General features: G+C 73.3%; 15 protein-coding genes and 2 pseudogenes. 12 read left to right on the top strand and 5 right to left on the bottom strand.

The window, feature by feature from the left end:
- Positions 1-64 precede the first annotated feature (64 nt).
- The 3 genes and pseudogenes from O7546_RS25560 to O7546_RS30785 form a co-directional block, all read left to right on the top strand.
- On the top strand, positions 65-889 hold the full coding sequence (locus O7546_RS25560; RefSeq protein ID WP_194801462.1) for a DUF3152 domain-containing protein: 825 nt from the start codon (positions 65-67) through the stop codon (positions 887-889).
- Positions 890-930: 41 nt separating this feature from the next.
- Positions 931-2178: an adenylyltransferase/sulfurtransferase MoeZ gene (gene moeZ / locus O7546_RS25555; RefSeq protein WP_281600106.1), complete on the top strand. Its 1248-nt coding sequence runs from the start codon at positions 931-933 to the stop codon at positions 2176-2178.
- Positions 2179-2269: 91 nt separating this feature from the next.
- A pseudogene (locus O7546_RS30785) lies at positions 2270-3154 on the top strand (hypothetical protein); the annotation flags it as partial.
- A gap of 782 nt (positions 3155-3936) precedes the next feature.
- Here O7546_RS30785 and O7546_RS25545 read toward each other — a convergent pair.
- Both O7546_RS25545 and proB read right to left on the bottom strand, forming a co-directional pair.
- Positions 3937-5178, bottom strand: a complete 1242-nt coding sequence (locus tag O7546_RS25545) for a glutamate-5-semialdehyde dehydrogenase (RefSeq protein WP_269697686.1) — start codon at positions 5176-5178, stop codon at positions 3937-3939.
- Between the two features lie 26 nt (positions 5179-5204).
- Positions 5205-6314: a glutamate 5-kinase gene (gene proB, locus O7546_RS25540; RefSeq protein ID WP_269697685.1), complete on the bottom strand. Its 1110-nt coding sequence runs from the start codon at positions 6312-6314 to the stop codon at positions 5205-5207.
- 194 nt (positions 6315-6508) lie between these two features.
- On the opposite strand from proB, the gene O7546_RS25535 reads away from it, so the two are divergent.
- The 5 genes from O7546_RS25535 to O7546_RS25515 all read left to right on the top strand — a co-directional run bounded on the left by O7546_RS25535 (position 6509) and on the right by O7546_RS25515 (position 12882).
- On the top strand, positions 6509-7951 hold the full coding sequence (locus O7546_RS25535) for a D-glucuronyl C5-epimerase family protein (protein WP_269697684.1): 1443 nt from the start codon (positions 6509-6511) through the stop codon (positions 7949-7951).
- Between the two features lie 21 nt (positions 7952-7972).
- A complete protein-coding gene (locus O7546_RS25530) occupies positions 7973-8287 on the top strand; it encodes an MGMT family protein (RefSeq protein WP_194801456.1) in 315 nt (104 codons plus the stop codon).
- A gap of 32 nt (positions 8288-8319) precedes the next feature.
- Entirely contained in the window at positions 8320-9687 is a 1368-nt protein-coding gene (locus O7546_RS25525) for an MFS transporter (RefSeq protein WP_194801455.1), read from the top strand.
- A gap of 32 nt (positions 9688-9719) precedes the next feature.
- A complete protein-coding gene (locus O7546_RS25520; protein ID WP_194801454.1) occupies positions 9720-11198 on the top strand; it encodes an aspartate aminotransferase family protein in 1479 nt (492 codons plus the stop codon).
- Positions 11199-11304: 106 nt separating this feature from the next.
- The gene (locus O7546_RS25515) at positions 11305-12882 is read left to right on the top strand and encodes a D-glucuronyl C5-epimerase family protein (protein ID WP_194801453.1); all 1578 of its coding nucleotides are present in this window, start codon (positions 11305-11307) and stop codon (positions 12880-12882) included.
- 55 nt (positions 12883-12937) lie between these two features.
- Here O7546_RS25515 and O7546_RS25510 read toward each other — a convergent pair whose 3' ends face one another.
- Positions 12938-13858, bottom strand: a complete 921-nt coding sequence (locus tag O7546_RS25510; protein WP_194801452.1) for a hypothetical protein — start codon at positions 13856-13858, stop codon at positions 12938-12940.
- Between the two features lie 177 nt (positions 13859-14035).
- On the opposite strand from O7546_RS25510, the gene O7546_RS25505 reads away from it, so the two are divergent.
- Together O7546_RS25505 and O7546_RS25500 are read left to right on the top strand one after the other, a co-directional pair.
- Positions 14036-14596 (top strand): NADH-quinone oxidoreductase subunit B, encoded by a 561-nt coding sequence (locus O7546_RS25505; RefSeq protein WP_013288676.1) that lies wholly within the window; start codon positions 14036-14038, stop codon positions 14594-14596.
- Positions 14597-14632: 36 nt separating this feature from the next.
- Positions 14633-15949, top strand: coding sequence for a DUF2252 domain-containing protein (locus tag O7546_RS25500; RefSeq protein WP_281600104.1), 1317 nt, complete (start codon positions 14633-14635; stop codon positions 15947-15949).
- A 30-nt stretch (positions 15950-15979) separates the two neighbouring features.
- On the opposite strand, the gene O7546_RS25495 is transcribed toward O7546_RS25500, so the two are convergent.
- On the bottom strand, positions 15980-17026 hold the full coding sequence (locus tag O7546_RS25495; protein ID WP_194801450.1) for a glucose 1-dehydrogenase: 1047 nt from the start codon (positions 17024-17026) through the stop codon (positions 15980-15982).
- 103 nt (positions 17027-17129) lie between these two features.
- Here O7546_RS25495 and O7546_RS25490 point away from each other — a divergent pair.
- Positions 17130-17696: pseudogene (locus O7546_RS25490) on the top strand (NADH-quinone oxidoreductase subunit C); the annotation flags it as partial.
- Positions 17697-18064: 368 nt separating this feature from the next.
- Entirely contained in the window at positions 18065-19027 is a 963-nt protein-coding gene (nuoH, locus tag O7546_RS25485) for an NADH-quinone oxidoreductase subunit NuoH (protein ID WP_013288672.1), read from the top strand.
- A gap of 134 nt (positions 19028-19161) precedes the next feature.
- Here the strand turns inward: nuoH and O7546_RS25480 are convergent, their stop codons facing one another.
- On the bottom strand, positions 19162-20205 hold the full coding sequence (locus O7546_RS25480; protein ID WP_194801448.1) for a glutathione S-transferase C-terminal domain-containing protein: 1044 nt from the start codon (positions 20203-20205) through the stop codon (positions 19162-19164).
- Positions 20206-20277: the final 72 nt, after the last annotated feature.

Raw genomic sequence — 20277 nt, 5'->3', positions numbered from 1 at the left:
AGAACATTCGCGGCATAGGTGGCAAAAGCAGCTAAATGCCCGAATTGCATGGCACGCTGAGGTCATGACCTCGTCGTCCCCTTACGACAACCCCACCACGCCGCCACCCGAGCGTCCCACGCTGCGCCGGATGCGCCGGCGCCGCCGCCGCTCGGTGCTGCTGCTGGCGATGCTGCTCGCGGCCGTCGGCGGCGCGGCCGGGATCACCCGGCTGAACACGCCGCCGTCCGGACACGGCGGGGCGTCACTCGCCGCCGAACCGTCGCTGGCGCGCGGCGCCGCCGAGGCCGACGTCCCGGCGGCGCCGACCGCCTACCCCACCGCCGGCCCCGGCACGTTCGCGGTGGCCCAGGGCCGATCTCCGGTACGCGGACAGGAGGGCCCGCTGCGCCGCTACCGGGTCGAGGTCGAGCAGGACACGGGGCAGGACGCCGACGGGTTCGCCGCCACCGTGGACGCGGTACTGGGCGACCCGCGCAGCTGGATCGCCTCGGGGGACCTGCGGGTGCAGCGGGTGCCCGAGGCGGCCGCCGCCGACTTCACCGTCTACCTCGCCACCCCCGTCACCTCCGAGCGGATGTGTGCCGAGGGCGGCCTGCGCACCGACCGGTACACCTCCTGCCGGCTGCCTGGACGGGTCGTGCTCAACCTGGCCCGGTGGATGACAGCGGTGCCCGACTACGGCGCCCCGCTGGAGGTCTACCGCACCTATGTGATCAACCACGAGGTCGGGCACGAGTTCGGCGAGCTGCACCAGGCGTGCCCCGCGCCCGGCGCGCCCGCGCCGGTGATGCAGCAGCAGACGTACGGGCTGGACGGCTGCCTGCCGAACGCCTGGCCGTACGTCGGCGGCGTGCGCTACGAAGGCGAGCCCACCGACGGCGTCTGAGTTATTCCCGGTCCCGCAGTTCGGGCGCAGTGTCCCTCATCATGGCCGATCCCGGCCCGGGCGAGCGACAATGGCGCGGTCACACCGCCGATCCCGGGGAGTCCACCGTGTCGTTGCCCCCGCTCGTCGAACCCGCCGCCGAGCTGACCGTAGACGAGATCCGCCGCTACTCGCGCCACCTGATCATCCCGGACGTCGGGGTGGAGGGGCAGAAGCGGCTGAAGAACGCCCGGGTGCTCTGTGTGGGCGCCGGTGGCCTCGGCTCGCCGGCCCTGCTCTACCTGGCCGCGGCCGGTGTCGGCACGCTCGGCATCATCGACTTCGACACCGTCGACGAGTCGAACCTCCAGCGCCAGGTCATCCACGGCGTCTCCGACGTGGGCCGGTCCAAGGCCGAGTCCGCCGCGGCGTCGATCCGCGAGATCAACCCGCTGGTCAACGTGGAGATCCACAACACCGCGCTGGACCGGGAGAACGTCCGGGACATCTTCTCCCGGTACGACCTGATCGTCGACGGCACCGACAACTTCGCCACCCGCTACATGGTCAACGACGCGGCGGTGCTGCTCGGCAAGCCGTACGTCTGGGGTTCGATCTACCGCTTCGACGGCCAGGCGTCGGTGTTCTGGGCCGAGCACGGCCCCTGCTACCGCTGCCTCTACCCGGAGCCCCCGCCGCCCGGGATGGTCCCCTCCTGCGCCGAGGGCGGCGTGCTCGGCGTGCTCTGCGCGTCGATCGGGTCGATCCAGGTCAACGAGGCGATCAAGCTGCTCGCCGGCATCGGTGAGCCGCTCGTCGGCCGCCTGATGGTGTACGACGCCCTGGAGATGAGCTACCGCAAGATCAAGGTCCGCAAGGACCCGAACTGCGTGCTCTGCGGTGAAAACCCGACCCTCACCGACCTGATGGAGGACTACGAGGACTTCTGCGGCGCCGTCTCCGAGGAGGCGCAGGAGGCGGTGGTCGACTCGACCATCACCGCGCTGGAGCTGAAGGACTGGCAGGACTCCGGCAAGGGCATCTTCCTGGTCGACGTGCGCGAGCCCGCCGAGTACGAGATCGTCCGGATCCCCGGCGCGACGCTCATCCCCAAGGGCGAGATCCTCTCCGGCGAGGCGCTGGCGAAGTTCCCGCAGGACCGGCAGATCGTGCTGCACTGCAAGTCCGGCGTCCGCTCCGCCGAGGCGCTGGCCGCGCTGAAGGCGGCCGGCTTCTCCGACGCGGTGCACCTCCAGGGCGGTGTGCTCTCCTGGGTCAAGCAGGTCGACCCGTCGCTGCCCGCGTACTGAGTCGTGTCGATGGGCCCGCCCGGCGCTCCGGGCGGGCCCATCGTGCTCTCCGGGGCACCTGGCGTGGGCAAACGATCGATCGCGGCGACCGCTGGGCCGGGTGGTCCTGACCGAGCTACCGAGGCGTAACCGCGGCCGCGCCAGTACCGTCAGTGCCGTGGTGGACTTGGACGCGGCGATCGGATTCGTCGTCGCTCACGGTGACGCGGTGGACCGCGCCCGCCTCTCCCGGCTGCGTACCGGCGCTCCGGTGCCGCCCGAGGTGCTCGACGCCGCCGAGTCCGGGCAGGCGCCCGGCGGCGGCTGGCCCGCCGTCCTCGACGACGAGGTCGCCTCGATCGACGCGACCTGCTTCCGCCTGGCCGAGCTGGACGACCTCGGCGCGCTGGGCCGCCCCGCCGCCCGGCACGCGCTGGACTGGCTGGCCGCCCGGCAACTACCAGACGGCGGCTGGGACGAGGACCCCTCGCTGGCCGGGCTCGCCCCCGAGTGGGCCACCCCCGGTGATCCCGAGGCACGGCTCTACCAGACCGCGAACGCCGGGTTCTGGCTGACCGTGGCCGGCCTGGACGCGCGGGCCGCCGGTCCGCTCGACCACCGGGTCGGCGGCGCGTACGCCGGTGTGGTGCAGGCGGCGGCCCAGGCGCTCGCCGCGCAGCTCGCCCCGGACGGCAGCTGGCCGTCCTTCCTGCCCGCCGGCTGGCTCGCCGCCGCGGTGCTGCACCGCCAGCAGATGTACTACGAGTCCGCCCGCATCCAGGCGGTGCTGGCCGACCGGATCCCCCGGATGTCCCCGGCCGACGTGGCCTGGCTCGCCGCCACACTGCGCCGGGTCGACGTGGGCGAGGAGCAATGGCTGCTGGTCTCCGCGCGCAGGCGGCTCGCCGAGACGCAGCGCAGCGACGGCGGCTGGGACAGCGACGACGGCCACCAGTTCGACGTGCACACCACGCTGCGGGCGATCCGCGCGTGCCGCCCGAACACGCCCGAGGCACCGGTCTCCGGAGCGCCGTTCGTGGTGCCGCAGACCGCCGAGCTGCCCGCGTTGCCTGCGGTGCCGGCCCCGCGCCCGCGCCGGCTCCCCGCATCGCCGCCGCCCGCGCCCGACTCCGGGGCGCCCGCCTCCACGCCCGCGTCGCCTGCGCCCGTGTCTCCGCTGCCCGCCCCGGCTCGCCCGTTGACCGGCCCGGCCGAGGCATCTGTCGCATCGGCGGGTCTCGACCCCGATCCGTCGTCCCGCCAGGGCACAGAGCCGTCGGCAGGCCGCGATCCCGAACCTTCGGCGGGCTTCGGCTCCGACCTGTCGTCCAGTTTCGGCACCGACCCGTCGGCCGGACCGGGGATCGCGCCCGCGCTGTCGGACGGCGCGCCGGAGCTGTTTCCGGCCCGGGGTCTCGGGCCTGAGACCTGGTTCCGTCCGGACACCGGGTCGGATGCGATGCCCGGATCGGGAGCAGGGCCTGATCCGTCAGCCGGTGTTGAGGTGTCGGCCGGTCCGGACAGTGGGCAGGGACTGTGGTCCGCCTGGATCGTCACGCCCGATCTGCTCCCCGACGAGAGCACCGGGCCTGCTGCGCAGCCGGCACCGGAGCTGCTGTCCGGCCCGGTGCCGCCCGTTGTGCCTCCGCTGGTCATGCCGATGATCAACACCAGATCGGGGAAGTAGCGGCATCAAAGGTGCCGGGATACCGCCACTTCCCCGATCTGGCGTGTGCCCAGACCAGTACGGCGACCGGCGCGCCGCGAAGGCACGTCCGGTCAGCGCAGGTGCCCGTCTCCGGTCACCACGTACTTGGTGCTGGTCAGCTCCGGCAGACCCATCGGGCCGCGCGCGTGCAGCTTCTGCGTCGAGATGCCGATCTCCGCGCCGAAGCCGAACTCGCCGCCGTCGGTGAAACGGGTGGACGCGTTGACCATGACCGCTGCCGAGTCCACCCGGGCCACGAACTCCCGGGCCGCCCGCTGCGAGTCGGTGACGATCGCCTCGGTGTGGCCGGTGCCGTACCGGCGGATGTGCGCGACCGCCGCGTCGAGCGAGTCGACCACGGCGACGGAGATGTCGGCGGAGAGGTACTCGGTGCCGAAGTCCTCCTCGGTGGCCGGCACCACGGCGTCGGAGTGGGCGGCAACAGCGGGCGTGCCGTGCACCGTCACCCCGGCCTCGGCGAACGCGGCCAGCACGGCCGGCAGGAACGCGTCCGCCACGTCCCGGTGCACCAGCAGCGACTCGGCGGTGTTGCAGGTGGACAGGCGCTGGGTCTTGGCGTTCAACGTGATCGCCAGGGCCTTGCCGAGGTCGGCGGCGGCGTCCACGTAGACGTGGCAGTTGCCCACGCCGGTCTCGATCACCGGGACCGTCGACTCCTCGACCACGGCGCGGATCAGCGACGCGCCGCCGCGCGGGATCAGCACGTCGACCAGGCCGCGGGCGCGCATCAGCTCCTTCACCGAGTCGCGCGTGCTGGAGTCGAGCAGCTGCACCGCGTCCGCCGGCAGCCCGGCGCCGGAGACCGCGTCGCGCAGCACCGCGACCAGCGCGGCGTTGGAGTGGGCGGCCGACGAGGAGCCGCGCAGCAGCGCCGCGTTGCCGGACTTCAGGCAGATCCCGGCGGCGTCGACAGTCACGTTCGGCCGGCCTTCGTAGACGATGCCGACCACACCGAACGGCACCCGCACCTGGCGCAGCTCCAGACCGTTGGGCAGCGTCGAGCCGCGCACCACCTCGCCGACCGGGTCGGGCAGCGCGGCCATCTGGCGCAGCGCGTCGGCGATCGCCGCCACCCGGCCCTCGTCGAGCGCGAGCCGGTCCAGCACGGCCGCCGACAGCCCGGCCTCGCGCCCGGCCGCCAGGTCCGCCGCGTTCGCGGTCAGGATCTCCGGGGTACGCGCCACGAGCGCGTCGGCCATCGCGTGCAGCGCGGCGTCCTTGACGGTACGGGTGGCCGTGGCCAGGGCTTCCGCCGCGTCCCGGGCTCGCCGGGCCTGCTCGACGACGCTCATCGTGCGTACTCCTTCATCGGTGGGGCTCACAGCAGGACCAGGTCGTCGCGGTGGACGACCTCACGTTCGTACGCCGGGCCGAGCGCCGCGGCGAGTTCGGAGGTGGAGCGGCCGAGCAGGCCCGGCAGTTCCACCGCGTCGTAGTTGACCAGCCCTCGGGCCACCGGCGCGCCGGCGGTGTCGACCAGGTCCACCGGGTCCCCGGCGGTGAACGCGCCGTCGACGGCGGTGATGCCGGCGGGCAGCAGCGACTTGCGGCGGTCCACCACCGCCTGCACCGCGCCCGGGTCGAGGTGCAGGCGACCTCGGGGCGCGGTGGCGTGCGCCAGCCAGAACAGGCGCGCGGCGGGGCGGCGGCTGCTCGGGTGGAAGTACGTGCCGACCGGCTCCCCGGCCAGCGCCGGCGCGGCCAGCGGCGCGGCGGTCAGCACCACCGGGATGCCGAAGCCGGTGGCGATCCGGGCCGCCTCGACCTTCGTCACCATGCCGCCGGTGCCCACCCCGGCCCGGCCGGCCCCGCCGACGTCCACGCCCGCCAGGTCGCCCTCGCCGTGCACCTCGGTGATGCGGGTGCTGCCGGGGCGGGCCGGGTCGCCGGTCCAGAGCGCGTCGACGTCGGAGAGCAGCACCAGCAGGTCGGCGTCCACGAGCGCGGCGACGAGCGCGGCGAGGCGGTCGTTGTCGCCGAACCGGATCTCCTCGGTGGCCACCGTGTCGTTCTCGTTGACGATCGGCACGGCGCGCAGGTCGAGCAGCTTGCGCAGCGTCCGGTACGCGTTGCGGTAGTGCGCGCGCCGGGTCACGTCGTCCACGGTGAGCAGCACCTGCCCGACGGTGCGGCCGTGCCGGGCGAACGCGGCCGCGTACCGGCCGATCAGCAGGCCCTGGCCGACGCTGGCGGCGGCCTGCTGGGTGGCCAGGTCGCGCGGGCGCCGGGGCAGCCGCAGCGGGGCGAGCCCGGCGGCGATCGCGCCGGAGGAGACCAGCACCACCTCGCGTCCGGCGGCGGCGAGCCCGCCGAGCGTGTCGACGAGCGCGTCGACCCGGGCGTCGTCGAGGCCGCCCGTCGCGGTGGTCAGCGAGGACGAACCGATCTTGACCACGATCCGACGGGCCGAGGTGACTGCTTCGCGCACCCGACCATTCTGCGCGCTGCGGTCCGCGGTGCCGCGGCGCGTTCCCAAATCGTGGCAGCTCGCGGCCGGTGCTCCGACGGAGCTCACACGAAATCGGTTGCTCGTCGAACGAACAGTTTTGATCGTCCGGTTAGCGGCACACATCCGCGGATTCCGCTGCATAGCGTCTCGTTCATCACGAACGGGGGTTCACAGTGATAATTCCGAGGGCTCATCGTGCCTGGTGGCTGGCGCTGCTCGTCACCGTCGGCCTGGTCGCCGGGCTGACGCCGGTACTCGCCGGTCTCCGCGACGAGAAGGCGCCGGCCGTCCGGCGGGACGGCTACCGGCCGCACACGGTGCCACTCGCGGCGATTCCGTCGCGCGAGGGGATCGCGCCGCTGGTGGACGCCGGGCTGCACGACACCGGGAACGTCCGGATGTTCCGGATGCACGACCAGACCTGGGACCATCCGGTGGCGCAGGCCCAGTGGGGTCTGCAGAATCTGGCCGGCTGGCGGGCCACCCGCAAGCGGATCTACCTGGACCGGGCGATAGCGAACGCGCAGCGTAACGTCGATCGGCGCGTCGAGTCGCGCGGCGCCTGGTGGTATCCGTACGACTTCGAACTCACCCGGTGCAAGAAGCGTCCGCTGCTGAAGCCCAGGTGGTACAGCGGCATGTCGCAGGGCCAGCTGCTCAGTCTCTTCGTCGGGCTGTACGAGGAGACGCGCGACGAGAGGTGGAGGACCGCCGCGGACCGGACGTTCCAGAGCCTCACCCTGCCCGCCCGGGCCGACGAACCGTGGGCCACCTGGACCGATCGCGGCGGCTACCTGTGGCTGGAGGAGTATCCGGAGAACGACGACCCGCGTGGCGAGCAGGTGCTCAACGGGCACATCTTCTCCCTGTACGGCGTCTACGACTACTGGCGGCTCACCGGCGACGAGCGGGCCGCGGAGATCTTCGACGCCGCCGCCACCACGGTGCGCCGCTACCTGCCGACGAGGTTCCGGGTGGAGAACTGGGCCAGCCGGTACTCCATGAACTGCCGGCACTTCCACTCGAAGTACCACCAGGTCCACACCCGGCAGACCCTCAAGCTGTACGAGGTCACCCACGCGACCGTCTTCGCCGAGTACGCCGACACGCTGCGGGCGGACTACCCGGTACCGGACCTGACGGGCACCGTGCAGCTCGAACCCGGGACACACGTGGGCTACACGTACGACGCCAAGGGCGCCGTCACCGGCCGGCGGGCCGTCACGCTGGAGCGGCCGAGCCGGTTCGCTGCGGACGAGCGCATCCGGGTGCGCGGCCGCGGCATCCACTACCGGATCACCGAGGGCCCGCTGGCCGGCTACCTGGTGCCCGAGGAGCCCGGCCGGCGGGTCCTGCTCGGGGTGGCGGTCGAGCACCGCTACCAGCCCGCACGCGTGCTGACCGCCCAGCCCGGCACGTACACCGGCTACACCTACGACCGCAACGGCGCGGTGCTCGACGCCCGGAAGGTCACCTTCGCCGCCGTGACGGAGTTGACGCTCGGCGGCACCGCCTGGGTCAACGGGGAATTCAGCTACCACGTGAGCGGTGGTGAGCTGGGCGGCTACTGGCTGGCGGCCCGGGGAGACCTCGCCATCGCCACGCTCGCCGGCTGAGGCCCCTTATCGTGGCTTCCCGTGACACCTGACGAGTACGTCGAGGCGGTGCTGTCGCTGGTCGAGCGGATCCCGCCGGGGCGGGTGATGTCGTACGGGGCGGTGGCCGACGCGCTGGCCGAGCGCTCGGGGCGGGCGTCGCCGCGACTGGTCGGCTCGATCATGGCGCGGCACGGTGGCGGCGTGCCGTGGCACCGGGTGGTGAACGCGGCCGGCCGGATGCCGCCGGGGCACGAGCGCAAGGCCCGGGAACGGCTGCTCGCCGAGGGGTGCCCGCTGCGCGGGGACCGGGTGGACCTGGCGGCGGCGTCCTGGTCGCCGGAGGAGGGGATGTGACGCCGGCCATAACGTGAGTAGCATTCGGCTCCATGACAGCTTCGGGCCTGCCCCGCCGGGTGCACCTCGGGTACGCGCTGGGTTCCCTGGTCACCGGCGCGTTCGGCACCGTGCCCGGGCTGCTCCTGCTGCCGTATCTCACCGACACGCTCGGCGTCGCCGCCGGGCTGGCCGCGCTGCTGGTGCTGCTGCCGAAGGCGTGGGACGTGCTGGTCAACCCGGTCGCCGGGCGGATCTCCGACCGGACCCGCTCCCGCTGGGGCGCGCGCCGGCCGTACCTGCTCGGCGGCGGGCTGGCGCTCGCCGTGCTGTTCGCCTCGATCTTCGCCGCGCCGTTCGCGAACGGTCCGGCCGCCGCCGCGTACGTGGCCCTGGCGTTCCTGGCCACCGCCACCGCGTTCGCGTTCTTCCAGGTGCCGTACGTGGCCATGCCGGCCGAGCTGACCGCCGACCCGGCGGAGCGTACCCGGCTGATGACCTGGCGGATCGCGGTGCTGGCGCTGGCCATCCTGGTCTCCGGCGCGGTGGCCCCGGCGGTGGTGACCGCGGGCGGCGACGGCGTGCCCGGCCACCGGTGGATGGGCCTGTTCGTCGCCGCGCTGATCGTCGCCGGCACCGTCGGCGTGTTCCTGGGCACCCGCTCCGCGCCGACCGGCACCGTGGGGGAGAGCGAGCCGAGCCTGCGCGCGCAGCTCGCCGTCGCCACCGGCAACCGGCCGTTCCGGGCGCTGCTGATCTGCTTCGTGATCCAGTCCGCCGGGGTGGCCACCGTGCTGGCCGGGGTGAAGTACTTCGCCGACCAGGTGCTGCGGGAGCCGGACAGCGGTCCGACGCTGCTGTTCGCCTGCTTCGTCGCGCCCGCGCTGCTGGTCATGCCGCTGTGGTCCCGGGCCGGTGCCCGGCTGGGCAAGCGGACGTCGCTGGTCGCCGCGTCGCTGATCTTCGCGGTGGGCGCGCTGGCCCTGGTCGCCGCGCCCGCGCTACCCGCCGCCGCGGCCTACGCCGTGGTCGCGGTGATCGGCGTCGGGTACGCGGGCCAGCAGGTGTTCGCGCTGGCCATGCTGCCGGACTGCATCGCGTACGACACCGCGCGCACCGGGCGGCGGCAGGCCGGGGTGTTCACCGGGCTGTGGACCGCCGGGGAGACGTTCGGGCTGGCGCTGGGGCCGGGCATCTACGGGCTGGTGCTCCAGCTCTCCGGTTACGTCTCCTCGTCCACCGGAACCGCCGCCGTCCAGTCCGGCACGGCTCGGCTCGGCGTGCTGCTCGGCTTCACCGTGCTGCCCGCCCTGCTGGTGGCGGTCCCGCTGGTGCTGCTGCGCGGCTACACCCTGACCCCGGCCCAGCTGGCCACCGCCGCACCCGTGGTCGATGACGCCGCGCCGGCCGCGCGGGCGTGAGCACCGGCCCGTCCCACGAGAGGAACCACCCGATGACCGACACGGCAGGCGGAGGCGCGCTGCCCGCGCGGGGGATGCCCGCGGCGGACGTACTGGGCGAGATCCGCGCGCTGCGGGCCGCCGACCGGCCGACCCACGGCGGCCGGCTGTTCGCGTACGTCTACGACCCCGGCGTGGCCGGGCTGGACGACCTGGCGCAGGCCGCGTACGCGGAGAGCGCGCACGTCAACGGCCTCGACCCGACCGCGTTCCCGTCGCTGCTGGCGATGGAGAACGCGCTCGTCGGCGCCGCCGCCCGGCTGCTCGGCGGCGGGCCCGGCACCGGCGCGCCGGACGTGGTCGGCAGCGTCACCAGCGGCGGCACCGAGTCGCTGCTGCTCGCCGTCAAGGCGGCCCGGGACTCCCGCCCCGATCTCGCCGAGCCGCGGATCGTGGTGCCTGCGAGCGGGCACGCGGCGTTCGCCAAGGCGGCGCACTACCTGCGGGTCGCGCTCGACACCGTGCCCGTCGACCCGGTGACGCTGCGGCCGGACGTGGCGGCGGTGGCCGCCGCGATCCGCCCGGAGACCGTGCTGGTGGTGGCGTCCGCCCCGTCGTACGCGCACGGGGTGGTCGACCCGGTGGCGGAGATCGCCGCCGTCGCGCAGGCCGCCGGGGTGCGCTGCCACGTGGACGCCTGCTTCGGCGGCTGGGCGCTGCCCTGGCTGCGCCGGCTCGGCGCGCCGGTGCCGCCGTTCGACTTCGCCGTGCCGGGGGTCACCTCGATCTCGGTCGACCTGCACAAGTACGCGTACGCGCCGAAGGGCGTCTCGGTGCTGCTGCACCGCGATCCGGCGCTGCGCGCCGCGCAGTTCTTCGCGTACGCGGACTGGCCCGGGTACACGATGGTCAACCCGGTGATCGCCTCCACCCGCTCCGGTGGGCCGATCGCCGCCGCGTACGCCACACTCCGCCACCTCGGCGAGGACGGCTACCTGCGGCTGGCCGCCGCCACCCGGGACGCGGTCGCCGGACTGGCCGACACGGTACGGGCCACCGGCGGCCTGCGGCTGATGGCCGAACCGGAGACCACGGTGGTCTGCTTCACCAGCGACGACCCGGGGCTCGACCTGTTCGTGCTGGTCGACGAGCTGACCGAGCGTGGCTGGCACACCCAGCCCCAGCTCACGTACGCCGATCTGCCGGCCAGTGTCCACCTCACGGTGACCGCGGCGGTGGCGCCCCGGGTGGCCGAGTTCGGTCCGGCGTTGGCCGAGGCGGTCGCGGCGGCCCGCGCCGCCGGGCCGGTGGTGCTGCCGCCGGAGCTGCTGGCGCTGGCCGGCAGCCTCACGCCGGAGGCCCTCACCCCGGAGCTGGTGGCGGGGCTGGCCGGCGGGCTCGGCCTGGCCGGCGGCGCCGGTGTGCCGGACCGGATGGCGATGGTGAACACGCTGCTCGACGCCGCCCCGGCGCGGCTGCGGGAACGGCTGCTCGCCGAGTTCGTCGGGCTGCTCCAGCGTCCCGCCTGGTGACGGGAGGCTCGTCCGTTCGTCGGAGAAGTCGGGCGTTTCGGCGACCGGAACCCGTGTCCGTCCCTGCCTAGCATCAGGGCACATCGATGACACGGGGAGTGTTTACATGATCACCGCTAAGTCACCACCTGTCCGCCGGCTCGTCGCAGTGGTAGCGGCGGGGGCGATGGTCGGCCTGGCGCCGGCCGGTACCGCCCCGGCCGCGCCACCGGGCCCGGACCGCAGCGCCGACGTCTCAGTCGTGGACCCCGGGTGGACGCCCGACCCGCTGACCGACGGGGTGCCGCAACTGCCCTCGCGGGACGTGGCGAAGACCAAGGAGCAGCAGCGACGGGAGCGGGCGAGCGGCGCCATCGCCGCCGCCACGTACGCCCGCGACGGGCACCTGCCGAAGCCGCTGCCGCTCGCCGCCCAGCCCACGAACAGCAACCCGGCGCCGCTCGTCGACCGGGGACTGCACGACGCGCAGGGCGTCCGCATGTTCAGCTTCGCCGGGAAGACCTGGAACCACCCGGTCGGCCAGGCGCAGTGGGGCCTGAGCAACCTGGCCGCCTACCGGACCAGCGGCGACAAGCGGTTCCTCGACCGGGCCGTCGCCAACGCCCAGCGCAACATCGACCGCCGGGTCGAGTCGCGGGGCGCCTGGTGGTACCCGTACGACTTCGACCTGAGCCGCTGCGCGGGCCGTCCGCTGCAGCGCGCCCCCTGGTACAGCGGGATGGCACAGGGCGAGATGCTGAGCCTCTTCGTCGGCCTCGCCGAGATCACCGGCGAGGCGAAGTGGCGGACGGCGGCGGACCAGACGTTCCTGAGCCTGACGCTGCCGGTCGTCTCCAACGCGCCCTGGGCGAGCTGGGTCGACCCCAACGGCTATCTGTGGCTGGAGGAGTACCCGGTGACCTTCGGCACCACCGGGGAACGCGTCCTCAACGGGCACACCTTCGCCCTCTACGGCGTGTACGACTACTGGCGGCTCACCGGCGACGAGCGGGCGGTGGCGGTCTTCGACGGCGCGGCGAGCACCGTCCGGCGGTACCTGCCGACCCACTTCCGGGTCACCCGGTGGGCCAGCAACTACTCGATGGGCTGCGCACAGCCGCACGTGAAGTACCACCAGGTCCACACCGCGCAGAACCTCAAGCTGTACGAGATGACCACGTCGGCCGTCTTCGCCACGTACGCGTACCTGCTGCGCTCGGACTACCCGGTGCCCGCCGTCAACGGCGCCGTGTCGTTCGCCGCCGGCACCCACGTCGGCTACACCTTCTCCAGCACCGGGGCCGTCAAGAGCCAGAAGACGCTCAAGCTCGCCCGGGCCTCCGGCGCCCAGGCGAGCCAGCGGGTCCGCGTGTACGGCCGGGGCATCTACTACCAGATCGCCAACGGCGCGCTCGCCGGTTACCTCGTTCCCGAGGCGTACGGGCAGCGCGTCCTGCTCGGCAAGGCGGTCGAGCACCGGTACAACCCGACCCGGACGCTCTCCTTTCAGCCGGGCACCTACACCGGCTACGCGTACGACGCGGCGGGCAACGTGACCGGCTCCAAGCGGCTCACGTTCCCGTCCGCCTCGATCGCGCCGCTGGGCGCCACCGCCTGGGTGAACGGGCGGCTCAGCTACCAGGTCACCGCCGGGGCGTACGTCGGTTACTGGCTGCCCCACACCACCGGGCTGGCCTTCACCTGAGCCTGAGCAACGTGCGGCCCGCCCGGAGTCCGGGCGGGCCGCGGTGTGCGGTGGCTCAGTCGGTGGCGCGGACGTTGAACGTCGTGCTGTTGTCCGCCGGGTCGACGTCCGCCACCGGCTCGCTCGCGTAGACGGCCGCCACGGTGAACGAGCCGCTGCCCAGCGCGCCGGCCGGGGTCCCGGCCGGAGCCCGCAGGACGACGTCGAACGTGCGCTCCTCGCCCGGCATGAACCGGCCGCCGGGGACGTCGAACCAGTCCGGGAAGCTGGGCAGGTCCTGCGGGTCGGTGGCCCACACCTCGACCCCGGCGGGCAGGCTCGCCCGCACGTCGAGCCGGAACGACGGGGCGTCGTTGCCGTAGCGCACTGTCACCGGCGTCCGGCCCAGCAGGGCCCCGTCGGCCTGGCGGGTGAGCGTCACGTCGCCACCGCTGATGGTCAGGTCCGTCTCGGTGGCCTGCCGGTAGACGCGCGGGTTGCGGACGCTGCCCGAGGTGGACCGGAACACGGTCCGGAAGGAGTCCCGGTCCGACACCCCACCGTCCGGCACCACCGCGACCGAGCCGCCCAGGGCGGTCATCGGGTAGGCGCGCGCAGTCGTCCACACCTGGAAGTCGAGGCGGACGGTCACGCTCGCGCCGGCCGCGACCCGGCCGCCGTAGCTCTCGACGACCCGGCGGTTCTGCTCCATCCCCACGGTGAACCAGGGCGAGCCGTTGTCGAGGCCGGCGAAGGAGCCACCGGCCGGCTCGGTGATGCGCAGGCCGGCGGTGGCGTCGGCCCGGCCCCGGTTGCTGATCGTCGTGGTCAGCGTCCCGACGTACCCCTTGTCGGTCGGCGTCAGCACCAGCGTCTCGGTGTCGACGGTCAGCCGCGCCGTGGTGCCGCCGGCCGCGGCGGCCGGCGCGGCCGGCGCGAACAGCGCCGCCGCCCCGGCGAGCAGCGCGGCGGCCACCCGTGTGGTCCGTGTGGTCATGACAGGTCCTCCGTGATCCCCGTGGTGGGCGGCGGTGGTTCCGTCCGCCCGACAGTGGTGACACACGCCGGCACCGCTGATCGTTGCGCGGGTGCCCTGTCGGGGGTACGACACCGGAACGCGGCCGCGGACGCTGTGGTTGACTGGCACCTCGGGGAACTGCGAGGGAGGCCAGAGATGCAGGTGCCGGCCGTGCTCGGCGAGCCGATCCGGTTCGTGCTGAACTGGGGCCGCCGCTACTCGCTCTGGGTGTTCAACTTCGGCCTGGCCTGCTGCGCCATCGAGTTCATCGCCACCAGCATGGGCCGGCACGACTTCATGCGGCTCGGCGTGATCCCGTTCGCCCACGGGCCCCGGCAGGCCGACCTGATGGTGGTCAGCGGCACCGTCACCGACAAGATGGCCCCGGCGGTCAAGCGGCTCTACGACCAGATGCCCGAACCGAAGTACGTCATCTCGTTCGGGGCCTGCTCCAACTGCGGCGGCCCGTACTGGGACTCCTACTCGGTGACGAAGGGCGTCGACCAGCTCATCCCGGTCGACGTGTACGTGCCCGGCTGCCCGCCCCGGCCGGAGGCGCTGCTGCACGGCATCCTGCGCCTCCAGGAGAAGATCGCCGCCGAGCAGTCCGGCATCGGCGGCGTGCCCCGGCCCGACGCGCTCACCTCACCGGCGGACGCCGTCGCGCGGCCGGTGGAGGCGCTCACCGCACCCCCGGTACGTCCGCCGGTCGGCTGAACCGTCGGGTGGCGGCGCGGGGCTAGCCTGCGGCTCATGACCGACCTCGCGGAGAAGCGCTCCGCATTCATCATCGACGTGCTGACCGAGGAGTTCGGCGCGTCCATGGCGATCGACCCGGCGGCGTTCCGCCGCAAGTTCCGCAAGATGGCGGCGTCACCGTTCGCCTTCTACCGGGGCAGCGCCGCGCTGTTCTACGCCGACCAGCGCGGCGACTTCGGCAGCGATCGGTTCCTCGACGAGCGGACCAGCCGGGTGTGGATCCACGGCGACCTGCACGCCGAGAACTTCGGCACCTACATGAACGCCTCCGGGCAGCTCGTGTTCAACGTCAACGACTTCGACGAGGCGTACGTCGGGCCGTTCACCTGGGACCTGAAGCGCTTCGCCGCGAGCGTGGCGCTGCTCGGCTACGCCAAGGCGCTCTCCGACCGGGTGATCGGCGAGCTGGTGACCGGCTTCGCCCGGTCGTACCTGGCCGAACTGCGGGCCATCGCCGCGGGCGGGGACGACGCGATCGGCTCGATCACGCTCGACAACGCCGACGGTGTGCTGCGCCGGGTGCTCCAGCAGGCGCGGCTGAACACCCGGGTGGACCTGCTGGCCGCGCAGACCACGATCGACAACTACGAGCGCCGGTTCTCCCTCGGCGACGGCGTGCACGAGATCGACGACGCCACCCGGGAGACGGTCTGCGCGGCGTTCGCCGACTACCTGCACACGCTGCCGGAGTCGGCCACCCGGATGCGCCCGGTCGCCACCGGCATCAAGGACGTGGTGCTGCGCAAGGGCGTCGGCATCGGGTCGGCCGGGCTGCCGTCGTACAACCTGCTGCTGGAGGGGCACACCCAGGCGCTGGAGAACGACGTCGTCATCTACATGAAGCAGGCGCAGGTGCCGGCCGTGGCGCGGTACGTCGACGACGAGCGGGTCCGCTCGTACTTCCGGCACCAGGGGCACCGCACCGCCGAGTCGCAGCGCGCGTTGCAGGCGCACGCCGACCCGTGGCTGGGCTTCACCGAGCTGGACGGCGTCGGGCAGCTCGTCGCCGAGGTGTCCCCGTACGCGGCGGACCTCGACTGGGCCGACGTGAACGAGCCGGAGGAACTGGCGGGCGTGCTCGCCGACCTGGGCCGGGCGGTGGCCCGGATGCACTCGGTCGCCGACGACGAGTCCAGCCACGACCTGGTCGACTACTCGACCGAGGAGGCGATCGCCGCGGTCGTCGACGCCGACCCCGACGGGTTCGTCGACTACCTGGTCGACTTCGGGCACCGGTACGGGATCCGGGCGCGCGAGGACCACCAGCTCTTCGTGGACCTGTTCCGCAACGGCCGGCTACCCGGCATCTGAGGGGCCGGGGCGCCGGTCCGGCGCCCCGCCTCACTGCGTGAAGTCGAGCACCGCCTTGATGTCCTCACCGACCGAGGCGTACGCCTGCCGGTAGCTCGACAGCGGCACCCGGCGGGTGATCAGCGAGGTCAGCCACGACTGTTCGGCCTGGGCGAGCGCCTCGGCGGCCATCTCCCAGTGCCGCCGGCCGGCGTTCACCGAGCCGAACACCACGTTGTTCTCCAGCACCAGCTCCCGGTTGAGCGCTCCGGCGTCGAAGTTGATCGTCCGGCCGCCGCTGGACACGCCGGTCAGGCAGACGATGCCGGTGGGCGCGGCCTTGCACATGGCGTCGAGCACCACAGTGGGTGCGCCGGTGCACTCGATCACCACGTCCGGCTTGACGTCCAGCTCGGGCACCGTCGACGTGTGGTACGTCGCTCCCAGCGCCCGGACCAGCTCCGGCTTCGGCCCGGTGGTGTTGCGGTCCAGCACGTGCACCGTCAGCCCACGCTGGCTACCGAGCAGCGCGGCCAGCAGCCCGATCGGCCCGGCGCCGGTGACCAGCACCGTCATCGGTTTCCACTCGGCCCGGCGGCCGATCCGCTCGATGTGGTCCCACGCCTTCGCCACCACGCTCGTCGGTTCCAGCAGCACGCCGACCGAGGCGAGCGCCGGGTCCAGGCCGACGGCGAACTTGGGCTGCAACCGCCAGCGTTCCCGGGCGAAACCGGGCAGGGCCTTGATGCCGTGCTCGGTGTACTGACCGTTGCGGCACATGTCCCACTCGTCCACCGCGCAGTTCGCGCACGGCACCGGGTCGGGGTGGCGGACCACGCCGGCGACCAGGTCGCCGATCTGCAACGTGCCGGTCGGGTCTTCCAGCACGCGGCCCAGCGACTCGTGCCCGAGCACCAGCCGCTCCTGGCCCGGCGGCGCCTCGCCGTACTCGCCGGCCACGATCTCGTGGTCGGTGCCGCAGACACCCACCGCCAGCGCCTCGACCAGGATCGCGCCCTCCTCGGGCGGCGGCTCGGGCCAGTCCTCGGCGAGCCGCAGCGAATCCGGGACACCGGGGGTCACAGTCACAGCGCGCACGGACCTCATCTTTCCGCGCGCTGCCGCCGCCCGTCCGGCAAAGCGGCGATCCCGGCACGGACGGCCCGACCCGGCCGGCAGCCGTCGGCCATAGGATCAGCGCATGACTCCGGAAGAGGTCGGCCGGCGAGTGGTCGCGCTGCTCGCGCCCGTCGAGGCCACCGCGTCCGTGTCCGGCGGTCAGGGGTACGCCCGCGCCACCGTCGACGTACCCCTGGCGAGCTGGGCGGACGCGGTGCGTGCGGCACGCGACGACGCCGAGCTGGATCTCGACTTCCTGGACTGGCTGTCGGCGGTGGACGAGCTGGCCGACGGCTTCGACGTGGTGCTGCACCTCTGGTCGGTCCGGCACCGGCACGGGCTGCTGCTGCGTACCCGGGTGCCCCGGGACACGCCTGTCGTCGCGTCGGTGGTCGACCTGTTCCCCGGCGCCGCGTGGCACGAGCGCGAGACGCACGAGATGTTCGGCATCGACTTCGCCGGCCACGGCGAGCTGCGTCCGTTGCTGCTGCCACCGGAGTTCGAGGGGCACCCGCTGCGCAAGGAGTTCGTCCTCGCCTCCCGGGTCGCCAAGCCGTGGCCCGGTGCGAAGGAGCCGGGCGAGTCGGAGGCGGGCGGCGGCCGCCGGCCGGTCCGGCCGCCGGGCGTGCCCGCGCCGGGTGAGTGGGGCACGACGCCCACGCCGGCGGGTGCGGCGGGCGCGGGTGAGGGCCCCCGAGGGGGTACGCCGGCGCGTCCGGCCCGGGAACGCCCGGCGCGGCCCGCTCCGGGGGAGCATCCGGCGCGCCCTGCTGCCGCTGAGCGTCCGGTACGGCCTGCTCCTGGCGAGCGTCCGGCTCGGCCTGCTGCCGCTGAGCGTCCGGCGCGGCCGACTGCCGGGGATGCTCCGGAGCGGCCTGCTTCCGGGGAGGCCGGGCCGGGGTCCGGTGCTGCTCCGGGGGCCGACGAGGCGGGTCCGCTCGGTCGGCCGTTGCCGGGAGAGCGGCCGACCGGGCCGCCCCGGCAGGAGCCGGAGCCCGACGCGGCGGGGGAGAGCTGATGCCGGACTGGTTGGAGCTGGTCCTGCGCGTGGCGGGGGTGCTCGTCGCGTTCCTCACGCTGCCGCTGATCGTGGGCCAGGCCGAGCACAAGGTGATGGCACACATGCAGGGCCGACTGGGTCCGATGTACGCGGGTGGCTTCCACGGCTGGGCGCAACTGGTGGCCGACGGCATCAAGTTCGTGCAGAAGGAGGACGTCACCCCGCGCGACGCGGACCGGCCGGTGTTCCGGCTGGCGCCCGCGGTGGCGCTGGTGCCGTACCTGCTGGTGCTGCTCGTCATCCCGCTCGGGCCGGGTGACCTGGTCGCCCAGCCGCTGGACATCGGCCTGTTCTTCGTGCTCGCCGTGGTGGGCGTCGGCGTGCTGGCGGTGCTCATGTCCGCGTGGGCGTCGGCGAACAAGTACAGCCTGCTCGGCGGGCTGCGCGGCGCGGCCCAGCTGCTCGGGTACGAGCTGCCGCTGGTGCTGGCCGCCGCCTCGGTGGCGATGGCGGCCGGCACGCTCAGCCTGCCCGGCATCGTGGAGGCGTGGCAGCCGTGGTGGCTGCTGTGGCAGGCCCCGGCCATGGTGATCTTCTTCGTGGCGGGGCTGGCCGAGATCCGCCGCCCGCCGTTCGACATGCCGGTGGCCGACTCCGAGCTGGTCTTCGGCTACATGACCGAGTACACCGGCCTGCGGTTCGCGTTCTTCCTGCTCGCCGAGTACGTGGGCATCGTGGTGATCGCGGCGCTGACCACTGTGCTGTTCCTCGGCGGCTGGCAGGGCCCGTTCGCCGACGCGCAGCTCGGCTGGCTGTGGACGCTGCTGAAGGTCTTCGCCGTCGCCTTCGTGATCATCTGGCTTCGTGTGAGCTACCCGAGGCTGCGCGAGGACCAGCTCCAGCGCCTCTGCTGGCTGGTCCTGGTCCCCCTGGCCCTGGCCCAGTTGGTCCTCACCGCCGCAGTCCGCCTGGCCCTGTAACCCACCCGCCCCCTCCCTCCCTCCGCCCCCTCACCTCGGCGATCTTGCACCTTCTGCCCCAGCAAAAGGGGCAAAGGGCCCAAGTTTGGGGCCCAAAGTGCAAGATCGCCGGGGGCGGGGTGGGGTGGGGTGGGTCAGTGCAACGGGGTGTGGGAGGGGTCTACGCGCTCGGACTCGGGTGGGGGCGGGGGTGGGGTGCCGTCGCCGAAGGGGCGGCCGCCCAACTCCTCCCGGCCGTGCGGGGTGAGCCAGTTGCTCAGGTCGGGGCCGAGCGGCACGATGCCCGTCGGGTTGATGTCCCGGTGGACCTCGTAGTAGTGCCGCTTGATGTGGACGAAGTCGATCGTGTCGCCGAACCCGGGCGTGGTGAACAGGTCCCGCGCGTACGCCCACAGCACCGGCATCTCGCTGAGCTTCTGCCGATTGCACTTGAAGTGCCCGTGGTAGACCGGGTCGAAGCGGACGAGCGTGGTGAACAGCCGTACGTCCGCCTCGGTGATGGTGTCGCCGACCAGGTACCGCTGACCGGCCAGGCGCTCGCTGAGCCAGTCCAGCCGGTCGAACAGCCTGTGGTACGCCTTGTCGTAGGCCTCCTGGCTGCCGGCGAAGCCGCACCGGTACACGCCGTTGTTGACGTCCGCGAAGACGACAGCGTTCACCTCGTCGATCTCGCCGCGCAGCGGTTCCGGGTAGAGGTCCGGCGCGCCCGGCCGGTGGTACGCCGTCCACTCGGTCGTGAGGTCCAGGCTCATCTGCGCGTAGTCGTTCGTCACCACCTGCCCGGTGGGCACGTCGACGAGCGCCGGCACGGTGATGCCGCGCTCGTAGCCGGGGAAGCGGGCGAAGTAGGCGTCGGCCAGCCGCTCGATGCCGAGTACCGGGTCCTTGCCGTCCGGGTCGAGGTCGAACGTCCAGCTCCGCTTGTCGTGGGTGGGCCCGGCCACGGCCATCGAGATGGCGTCCTCCAGCCCCAGCAGGCGTCTGATGATGATCAGCCGGTTGGCCCAGGGGCAGGCCCGGCTGACCGCCAGCCGGTAGCGCCCCGGTTCCACCGGCCAGCCGTCCCGCTCGTCCGCGGTGATCCGGGTGGCGATGTAGCGCTGATCCCGGGTGAACTCGCCACCCGGCTCCACGTATTTGCCGCCGGTCCGGTCCAGGACCTCGTCGTCGCTGCCCACACCCACCTCCGAGTTCGCTTCTCGTTCCCCATCATTGTCGCTCCGGCCGCTCCCGGCAGGGCGAGTGCGTCA

It is taken from the genome of Micromonospora sp. WMMA1976, assembly GCF_027497335.1.
GTDB classification, from domain to species: Bacteria; Actinomycetota; Actinomycetes; order Mycobacteriales; family Micromonosporaceae; genus Micromonospora; species Micromonospora aurantiaca.
The sequence above is the reverse complement of the archived record's forward strand: the minus strand, read 5'-3'. Positions and strand labels throughout refer to the sequence as shown.